This window comes from Stagnihabitans sp., assembly GCF_964946895.1.
In genome coordinates this window covers 1-9,347 of the sequence record NZ_CBBQHX010000075.1, presented here as the reverse complement: position 1 = coordinate 9,347, position 9,347 = coordinate 1, and the positions used below count along the sequence as shown (strand labels likewise).

At 64.2% G+C, this 9,347-nt stretch carries 8 protein-coding genes; 6 read left to right on the top strand and 2 right to left on the bottom strand.

Annotation, left to right across the window (positions count from 1 at the left end; translation table 11 throughout):
* Positions 1-312: 312 nt before the first annotated feature.
* Positions 313-1,317, bottom strand: a complete 1,005-nt coding sequence (locus AC1Y2B_RS22910) for a substrate-binding domain-containing protein (protein WP_482255443.1) — start codon at positions 1,315-1,317, stop codon at positions 313-315.
* Positions 1,314-2,669, bottom strand: a complete 1,356-nt coding sequence (locus tag AC1Y2B_RS22905; RefSeq protein WP_482255442.1) for an ROK family protein — start codon at positions 2,667-2,669, stop codon at positions 1,314-1,316. The genes AC1Y2B_RS22910 and AC1Y2B_RS22905 overlap by 4 nt, the downstream gene beginning before the upstream one ends.
* 170 nt (positions 2,670-2,839) lie before the next feature.
* Between AC1Y2B_RS22905 and AC1Y2B_RS22900 the strand changes: the two genes are divergently transcribed.
* From AC1Y2B_RS22900 to AC1Y2B_RS22875, 6 genes are read left to right on the top strand one after another with little or no spacing between them, the layout of a single operon-like run.
* The gene (locus AC1Y2B_RS22900; RefSeq protein ID WP_482255441.1) at positions 2,840-3,652 is read left to right on the top strand and encodes a sugar phosphate isomerase/epimerase family protein; all 813 of its coding nucleotides are present in this window, start codon (positions 2,840-2,842) and stop codon (positions 3,650-3,652) included.
* A 38-nt stretch (positions 3,653-3,690) separates the two neighbouring features.
* Complete coding sequence (locus tag AC1Y2B_RS22895) at positions 3,691-4,809, top strand: substrate-binding domain-containing protein (protein WP_482255440.1); 1,119 nt, start codon at positions 3,691-3,693, stop codon at positions 4,807-4,809.
* Positions 4,810-4,864: 55 nt separating this feature from the next.
* Complete coding sequence (locus AC1Y2B_RS22890; RefSeq protein ID WP_482255439.1) at positions 4,865-6,034, top strand: levoglucosan dehydrogenase; 1,170 nt, start codon at positions 4,865-4,867, stop codon at positions 6,032-6,034.
* Positions 6,031-7,602, top strand: coding sequence for a sugar ABC transporter ATP-binding protein (locus AC1Y2B_RS22885; RefSeq protein ID WP_482255438.1), 1,572 nt, complete (start codon positions 6,031-6,033; stop codon positions 7,600-7,602). The genes AC1Y2B_RS22890 and AC1Y2B_RS22885 overlap by 4 nt, the downstream gene beginning before the upstream one ends.
* Positions 7,595-8,551: an ABC transporter permease gene (locus AC1Y2B_RS22880; RefSeq protein WP_482255437.1), complete on the top strand. Its 957-nt coding sequence runs from the start codon at positions 7,595-7,597 to the stop codon at positions 8,549-8,551. The genes AC1Y2B_RS22885 and AC1Y2B_RS22880 overlap by 8 nt, the downstream gene beginning before the upstream one ends.
* A 3-nt stretch (positions 8,552-8,554) precedes the next feature.
* On the top strand, positions 8,555-8,851 hold the full coding sequence (locus AC1Y2B_RS22875; RefSeq protein WP_482255436.1) for a putative quinol monooxygenase: 297 nt from the start codon (positions 8,555-8,557) through the stop codon (positions 8,849-8,851).
* Positions 8,852-9,347: the final 496 nt, after the last annotated feature.

Genomic DNA, 9,347 nt, shown 5'->3' with positions numbered 1-9,347 from the left:
CGGCCCTTTGCGGACAGTCAGCCACTCCCATGAGCTGTTCAGGGAAGTCCTCAAAGCGGCCGTTTGGGTGCGTCTCGGGAAGGTGTTTGACACCGCCATCTGCATCCAACCAGCGCCCTAGCGTGATGCCGTTCACTGCTGCGAGAATTGCGGGAATTGGCAGGGCCGCAGGAGTCAGCAGTGGACGTCGTCAAGGGGCAGACTTCGATGCTTTTTGGCAGGTCTGATGGCTTGGCGCGGGCTTGGAGCTTCAAGCGGAACATTCGTCGGGGTCTGAAGGTGACCTTGCACCCAAAGACATCCATGGACCAGTCAGTCGATCAGGCCCACAGCTTTCAGCACCGATTGCGGGGCGGGGCTGCGCCAGATGCGCTGGAAACTTTCGACCACATTCTCACGGGTGACGGCGATGCCGGGCAAGGCGATCCAGGCGGGGGTCAGGCGGCCCAGAAGGGTAAGAATCGTCGTCTGGGCGGCCGCCACACCTTGCTTGTAGGGCTGCTGCGCGGCGATGACGGCAAAGGGCGCGCCTTGAGCAAGCCCGATGGCGGCCTCTTCGCCTAAGTCGACAGTGGCCATCGGGATGGGTCGATGATGAGAGCGCAGGACCTCTGCGGCCCTCAGGGCCGGGGTATCCCAGACGACAAACAGGCCCGCAAGGTCGGGACAGGCGGCCAGCATCGCCTCGGTGCGCCGCGTCGCCTCGTCGATGCTGCCAAAGCCGTCCTGACGGATCGTCACATCGGGGCGGCGGGTCTGCATCCATTGAGTGAAGGCGATCTCGCGTTCATTGGTGGCGAAGAAATCGGCGGCGTAACCCAGCATACCAACTTCGGAGCCTTGCGGCAGATGCGGCGACAGGCCCTCGGCGGCGATCAGGCCCAAGCCGAAATTGTCGGCTGAGACCAGCGTGCCGTAATGGGTGCCGGGCAAAAGGCCCGTCGGCGCATTGTCCAGAAGAACCAGCTTGATCCCGGCCTCTGCCAGACGCGCATGGGCCAGCGCCACCTCCTGATTTGCCACCGGCAAAGAGATCACCGCATCCGGTTTCTGCACCAAAAGCCCGTCCAGCGCCTTGACCTGCGCCGAGGGCGAAAAGCCGCAGTCGATGACATGGGTGACGGCGGTGCCACAGTCGCCCAGAATCCCCACGATTCCCGACAGTTGCTGACGCGCCCAATCGCTTTCCAGGGTGTGCAGCACCACGGCCACCCGGAAGCCCCGCGCTTTGGCCGCTGCCCTGTCTTCGGGCAGCAAGGTCACACGTTCGGGCGGGGCGGCGCGCTCGCCATGCGGGCCAAGGCCGGAAATCGTCATGGCGCACCTCGTGACGGGGGCGGAGAAGGGGCAGGCGGGGGCGGGGCGGTGTCAAGCCCCGCACGGAAGGCAACGAAACCGGGGTGTTTCAGCGGGCTTCCCTGCATGACCCATTCCTTCAGGAATTCCGGCGCAAACAGCAATTCGGCACCGACACGCGCGGCGCCAACCAGCCCGGCGGACGATCCCATCTGACTGCGGATGATGCGCAAATCCCGCGTCACCAAGGGATGGCTTGCGCCATAGACCGCCTCGCGCACGGCGGCCAGAATGATGTCACTCGTCTGCACAATAGAGCCGGACAGCACGATCACCTCTGGGTTCAGTGTGTTGGTCAGCGTCGCCACCAGCTGCCCGATCAGGCGGCCTGATGTCGTGAGGATCTCGGTGCAAGCTGCATCGCCCATTTGTGCCGCCTGCGCCACGTCAATCGCGGTAATCTCGCCACCGCGCCGCAGATGGTCCGCCAGAAAGGCGCTGCGCCCGGTTTCCGCCGCCAATCGCCCCTCGCGCAGGATCATGTCCGACCCGGCCATGAGGTCCAGCGTACCCACGCGGTCGCCCAGATGCACCGGCAGCGCGCCGATCAGCCCGGTTGCCCCCTGCGCCCCGCGAAAGAGCCGCCCCTCTGACACGATCCCCGCGCCGATCCGCCGCCCGACCTTGACGAACAGCATGGACTGAAACCCCTGCCCCGCCCCGCCATGCAGTTCCCCCATCGTCATCGTATCGACGGAAGACCGCATCCAGACCGGCGCGCCGAAGCTGCGGGTCAGCCGTTCGACCAGCGGAAAGCCCTCCCATGCGGGCAACACGGCGGGGGTCCGCGTCAGGAAATCCCCCGCCGCCCCCGGCACTGTGCCCGGCACCGACAGCGAAACCCCCCACAACCCGGCCGGAGAGGCCTGCCGGTCCAGCGACCATTTCAAGAGGGTGGTCAGCCGTTCCGCCAGCGCTTGCGGCGGGGCGGTCAGTTCGAAAGCCTCGTGATGTTCGGTCAGCAGCTTGCCCGACAGGTCGGCCACGCCGACGCCCAGCGCGGATTGATCCAGCGTCGCCACCAGCACGCGGCCCTGTTTCGCCGCCAGCCGCACCAATCGCGGCGCGCGGCCTCCGGTCGCGGCTCCAAGTTCGCTTTCGTCGATCAGCCCCAGATCGCCCAGCATGGTCAGCCGGTCAGACACCACAGCGCGGCCCAACTCGCTTTTCCGCTCCAGCTCATGCCGGGTCGTCGGGTCGTCGGCGCGAATCAGGTTCAGCAGCTCCACCAGCGAGGGCGCAGCCGTTTCCGCCACCCGGGGCCGCCCTTTGCCCCGCGCCAGTCCGGAAATCTCGGTCAGGTCCTGCGCCATGTCTCCTCCGTTTTTCCTTGATAAATCGGGGCGTTCGTCGGATCAAGCGGATACTTTTGCATTTATTCAGCAAAAGTATCCGCTGTTAATGTGTAATTATATTGACATGATACGATTAACGGAATTACAACCCACACATCGGCTGGAGGGCCGGGATAAGGGAGGGGAAAATGACAGCCTGGAAGCTGGCCTATCACGCCAATTGCTGGGGCGCGCTTGGCGGGGATGCGGTGGGGGTGACCTCGATCACGCAGCTGGCCTATCGCACCTTCGGCCAGATGGACCGCGCCTTCGCCGACATCGCCGCAGCGGGCTATGAGGGGGTGGAGGTCTTTGACGGCAACCTTCTGGACCACTCCGCCGCCGATTTCCGCACCTTGTTGGCGAACGAGGGCCTGACTTTGGTCGCGGCCTATTCCGGCGCCAATTTCATCTTCGACGACATCCTGCCCGAGGAACTGGCCCGCGTGACCCGCTGCGCCGACCGCGCCGCCGAACTGGGGGCGCCTCACCTGGTGGTGGGTGGCGGGGCCAAGCGCTTTGATGGCATCCGCGAGACGGATTACCACAAGCTCGCCGCCGCGCTGGACCGCGTGAAGGATTTGGCCGAGGCCCGGGGCCTGCGGGCGCACTACCACCCGCACCTGTCCACCATCGTCGAAGGACCGGCCTCGGTCGCCAAGATCTTCGACCTGACCGCCATCGACTTCGTCCCCGACACCGCGCACCTTGCGGCAGCGGGTGGCGATCCGGCGCAACTGATCCACGACCATGCCAAGCGGATTTCCTACATCCACCTCAAGGGCTTCCAGCGTGAGCCCTTCGCCTTCACCCCCTTGGATCGCGGCGACATACCGACCGCGCCCATCCTGCAAGCGATGCGCGACACCGGCTTTGACGGCTGGGTCTGCGTTGAACTCGATGCCTGGCCCGACCCTGCCGAAGGGGCGCGCCTTAGCATGAACTACTTGAAAACATACTGACAACCGGGCCTGAAAAGCCCACTTCTGGGAGGAAGACCATGATCACTCGACGCAGCCTTTTGGGCGGCGCGGCTCTGCTTGCGCTGATGACCGCGATGCGCCCGGCCTATGCGGGTCCGGACGAAGCTTTGGCCAAACTGGTCGAAAGCGTTCTGTCCAAAGGCCCGAACGGCGAGGACCCCTCGCCCGCTTCGTCCATCACCCTGACCGATGACGAACTGGCCAAGATCAAGGCGATGAACGCCACCGCCGCCATCGTGCTGCATTACGGTGGAAACGACTGGAGCCGGGCACAGGTCAACGGCCTGCAAACCCAGTTCGCCGCGATGGGGATCAAGGTGATCGCCGTGACCGACGCGGGCTTCAAGCCGGAAAAGCAGGTCGCCGACCTTGAGACGATCATGGCGCAGAAGCCGTCGATCATCGTCTCCATCCCGACCGACCCGACCGCGACCGCTGCCGCCTACAAGGCCGCTGCCGATGCGGGTGTGAAGATCGTGTTCATGGACAACGTGGCTGCCGGGATGACGGCGGGCAAGGATTACGTGTCTGTGGTGTCTGCCGACAACTACGGCAATGGCGTCGCTGCGGCCCATCTGATGGCCAAGGCACTGGACGGCAAGGGGAATATCGCCCTGGTCTTCCATGCCGCCGACTTCTTCGTGACCAAACAGCGCTATGACGCCTTCAAGACCACGATCACCGCCGATTACCCCGACATCAAGATCGTCGATGAACAGGGCATCGGCGGCCCGGACTTCTCTGGCGATGCCGAAAAGGCAGCCGGGGCGATCCTGACCTCGCATCCCGAGGTTCAGGGCATCTGGGCGGTTTGGGACGTTCCGGCCGAGGGCGTGATCTCGGCAGCCCGCAACGCTGGCCGCGATGATCTGATCATCACGACCTGCGACCTGGGCGAGAATGTCGCGATTTCGATGGCGCAGAACGGCTTCGTCAAGGGTCTGGGGGCGCAGCGTCCCTATGACGCGGGTGTGGTCGAAGCGAAGTTGGCGGGCTACGGCTTGCTCGGCAAAGCGGCCCCGGCCTTCGTGGCGCTGCCTGCGCTGCCGGTGGACCATGCCAACCTGCTGGACGCGTGGAAGCAGGTCTACTCCGCCGAGGCGACCGACAACGTCAAATCCTCGTACGTGAACTAAGGCCCCGCGCGGGAGGAGGCCCCTCCTCCCGCGCCCCCTTTTCAGGAGAATGAAGATGACCCAAGTGATGAACGTCGCCATGATCGGCGGCGGGTTCATGGGCAAGGCCCATGCCATGGCTTACGCCGCCATGCCGATGTTCTTCTGGCCCGCCCCCGCCATCCCGCACCGCAAAGTTGTGGTCGACATAACCGACAGCGCCGCCGAGACCGCCCGCGCAAGGTTCGGCTTTGACGAGGCCTCCACCGACTGGCGCGCCGTGATCGCCCGCCCGGATATCGACGTGGTGGACATCTGCACGCCCAACAACGTCCATGCCGAGATTGCCATTGCCGCCGCCAAGGCAGGCAAGCACATCATCTGCGAAAAGCCCCTCGCCCGCACGGTTGAGGAAGCCCGCGCCATGGCCGAGGCTGTGCGGCAGGCCGGCGTGATCCACATGGTCGCCTTCAACTACCGGCGTACTCCGGCTGTGGCTTTGGCCAAGAAATACATCGAGGAAGGCCGCATTGGCCGCATCCTGAACTTCCGTGGCACCTATCTGCAAGACTGGTCGGCGGATGAGAACGGCCCGCTGTCCTGGCGCTTCCAGAAGAAGATCGCGGGCTCGGGCACCGTGGGCGATATTGGCACCCATGTGGTTGATCTGGCGCATTATCTGGCCGGGCCGATTGAAGCGGTCAATGCCATGACGCGGACCTATGTGAATACCCGGCCCCTGCAACAAGGTGGCGTGGACAAGCTGGGCGCGTCTGAGAAGTCGGCGGGTGGCGAGCGGGCCGAGGTGGATGTGGACGACGAAGTCGTCTCGATGCTGAAATTCGAAAGCGGCGCCATCGGCTCCTTGGAGGCGACCCGCAACGCCTGGGGTCGCAACAACTTCATCACGCTGGAGATTCACGGCACCAAAGGCTCCATTGCGTTCAACTATGAACGCCGGGACGAGTTGCAGGTGATGTTCGCGGATGATCCGGCGGATGCACGCGGCTTCCGCACCGTCTATACGGGCCCCGCCCATCCCTATGGCGCAGGCCTGTGGCCAATCCCCGGTCTTGGGATTGGCTATTCCGAAACGAAGATCGTGGAATGCCACGATTTCTTCCAAGCCATCGCCACCGGCAAGCAGCCCTCTCCGAACTTCGCGGATGGGTTGGCCTGCGAACTGGTCGCCGATGCCCTGCTCCGCTCCGGCGAAACGGGCCAATGGGAGGCCGTGGGGAAATGACCGCTGTCACCATGAAGGGCATCTCCAAGGCCTTTGGCGGTGTCAAAGCACTGGACAACGTGGATTTCGAGGTTCTGCCCGGTGAAGTCCATGCCCTTCTTGGCGGCAACGGGGCGGGGAAATCCACCATCCTGAAGGTGCTGAACGGCGTTCATCGCCCGGATGCCGGGACGATTGCGGTGGGGGGCGTGCCGCTGACCACCCACACCCCGGAAGCCTCTCGCGCTGCCGGGATTGCGATGAACTTTCAGGAGATGAGCCTGATCCCCACGCTGACCGTGGCGCAGAACATCTTCCTGACCCGTGAGGCCCGCACCACCCGCGGCCTTCTGGACGACAAGGCCTGCGAGGCGCAAGCCGCCGAGATTTTCGCCATGCTGGAGGTCAAGGTGGACCCGAAAGCCGTGGTGGGGTCGCTGGGGGCGGGGCAGAAACAACTGACCGAGATTGCCAAGGCGATCAGCCAGACCTCCAAGGTACTGATCCTCGACGAACCCTCCACCGCTTTGGCCGTGTCGGATGTGGAGCGTCTTTTCACTTTCCTGCGCAAGCTCAAGGCGCAGGGGGTGGCGGTGATCTACGTCTCCCACCGCATGGACGAAATCGCCCGCATCGCCGACCGCGCCACCATTTTGCGCGACGGCAAGCATGTGATCACGGCGCCGCTCTCGGACCTGCCTATTGACACGATGATCGAACATATCGTTGGCAAACGCTCCAAGGGGCTGGCCGATGTGCATCGGGGCGACGTGACGCGCGGCGAGGTGTTGCTGGAGGCCATCAACCTCACCGGCCCGCACAAGCCCGACAATGTCAGCTTCACGCTCCATCGGGGCGAGGTTCTGGGGCTGGCGGGGCTTCTCGGCTCTGGCCGCTCCGCGCTGGCGCGGGTGATTGCGGGGATTGAACCGGCGGTGTCGGGGGAAATACGTATCAAAGGCCAAGCGGTTGCGATCCGCAAGCCTTCGGATGCCATCGCGGCAGGTGTCGCCTTGGTGCCAGAGGCACGGGCGACGCAAGGCATCATTCCCGCCCATTCGGTGGCCAGCAACATGGTTCTGTCCGTGCTGGACCGCATCTCTGGCAAGGGTGTGGTGGACCGTGAGAAGGCCAAGGCCATCACCGACGACATGATCAAACGCCTGTCGATCAAGACCGCCAGCCGGGATCATGCGGTATCCACCCTATCCGGCGGCAATCAGCAGAAGGTGGTGATCGGCAAATGGCTGGCCACTGACCCGGATATTCTGGTGCTGGATGAACCCACGGCGGGCATCGACATTGGCTCCAAATCCGAGATCATCCGGCTGGTCCGCGATCTGGCCGCGCAGGGCAAGGGGATCGTGATGATCTCTTCGGAGCTTTCCGAACTCCTCACCGCCTGCGACCGCATCCTCGTGATGGCCGATGGCCGCGCGCATCAGATGATCGACCGCGCCACGCTGGATGACCCCACAGAACCCGACCCCGGCCACCGCCTGCAAGGGGCCGAGCGGCAATTGCAGATCGAAATCCAGAAGGCCCTCGCCTTCGAGGCGGAACAGACACAGGAGGTGTCCCATGGCTGACGCAACTTCCACGCCGATGGGCGGCTTCCTCGCCAACTGGCGGCAGAACATCATCTATATCGGCTTCGTGGTGATCTTCGTGGTCTTCGCCCTGACGCTGAGCCAGAAGGGTTTCCTCAACCCGACCAACCTTCTGAACATCATCCGCCAGACCGCGATGATCGCCGTGATGGCGGTGGCGATGACCTTTGTGCTGGCATCGGGAGAGATCGACCTGTCGATCGGCGCCGTAGCAGGCCTTGCGACCGTGACCGTCGCCATGGCCATCGCCGTGGCGGGACCCTTCGCCGGGGTCCTCGCAGGCATCGCCACCGGCATCGCGGTCGGCTGCTTCAACGGCTGGCTCACGACCAAGATCGGCATCCCCTCTTTTCTGACGACCCTTGCTATGATGGGCATCGCCAAAGGCGTCGCCATGTGGATTTCCGCCACCGCCGCCGTGCCGATCCTGTCACCCAAGTATTCCTGGGCCTTCGGTGGCGGCTCCATCGGCCCCGTCCCGGTCCTCTTGTTCTGGATGCTGGTGGCCGGGGCCTTGGGTCACTTCATCCTGCGCCGCACCGGCTTTGGCCGCCGGGTGCTGGCGACCGGGGGCGGCGAAACCGCCGCAAGATATTCCGGCATCGACACGGCGAACATCAAGTTCAAGGTGCTGGTCATCTCCTCCACCGCCGCCGCCATCGCCGGGATGCTTTACGCCGGACGCCTGCAATCGGGCCGCTTCCAGCTGGGCGAGGGGGACGAGCTTTCGGTCATCGCCGCAGCGGTCCTTGGCGGCACCAGCCTGTTTGGCGGCAAAGGCACCGTCATCGGCACCATCGTCGGCGCCCTGATGATCGGCCTGATCAACAACGGCCTGATCCTGATGGGGCTGGAGTTCAGCCAGCAGCTGATCGCCCGGGGCGCCATCATCATCTTCGCCGTCGCCCTGAGCCAGAAGAAGGCCTGACCCATGTACACCATCATCGGCACCGTTACCGCCCGGCCGGAAACCCGCGCCGAACTGGCCGCCCTGCTGGAGGCGCAAGTCGCCCCCACCCGCGCGGAGGAAGGCTGCATCAACTACGACTTCCACGTCGACGCCGCCGACCCCTGCATCTTCGTCTTCTACGAAAACTGGACCAGCCGTGCGGCCCTGGACACCCACCTCGCCATGCCGCACCTGCAACCCTTGTTCTCTCAACTTGACCGGCTGTTGGCGGTCCCTGTCGACATCAGACCGCTGACAATGCTCAGCCAGCGCGCGTGACACCGCGGCCGGGACCGCAAGGCGCCGAGGGGAACCACCGGCGCGGAGCGCAAACGGCCTACAAGACAATGTTTGACACCTTTGGGGCAACGGCGGATGTCTTGGACCATGCCATGCAGAATGCTGCGCACGGCTGTGTTGCACTGAACTAAGGGGCAGATGCTGCCGAGGGTAGTACAAAGGCCAATGCCGCACCGCAAGCCAAGCGCCTCAGGGCGAGCCATATCAGCGCCGGAAGCTAAGGAACACCTGTCACTTTCCTCAGCGCTGTCCGGCAGCGAGCATGAACCCGGCCAGGGGGCCAAAGCAGACCGCAGTCTCGTAAATTAGACCCACGGCATTCCACATGGTCTGGTGGAAAATCTCTCGACATGACGAATGGATACCGCCCGAGCCTCTGCGAACAGCTCTTCAGGCATAACATTAGTGCAGGAATGAACACCTGACGTCCAGGATTGTCGGTGAGACGGTGCCAATTGGCAGAACCAGCGATGCG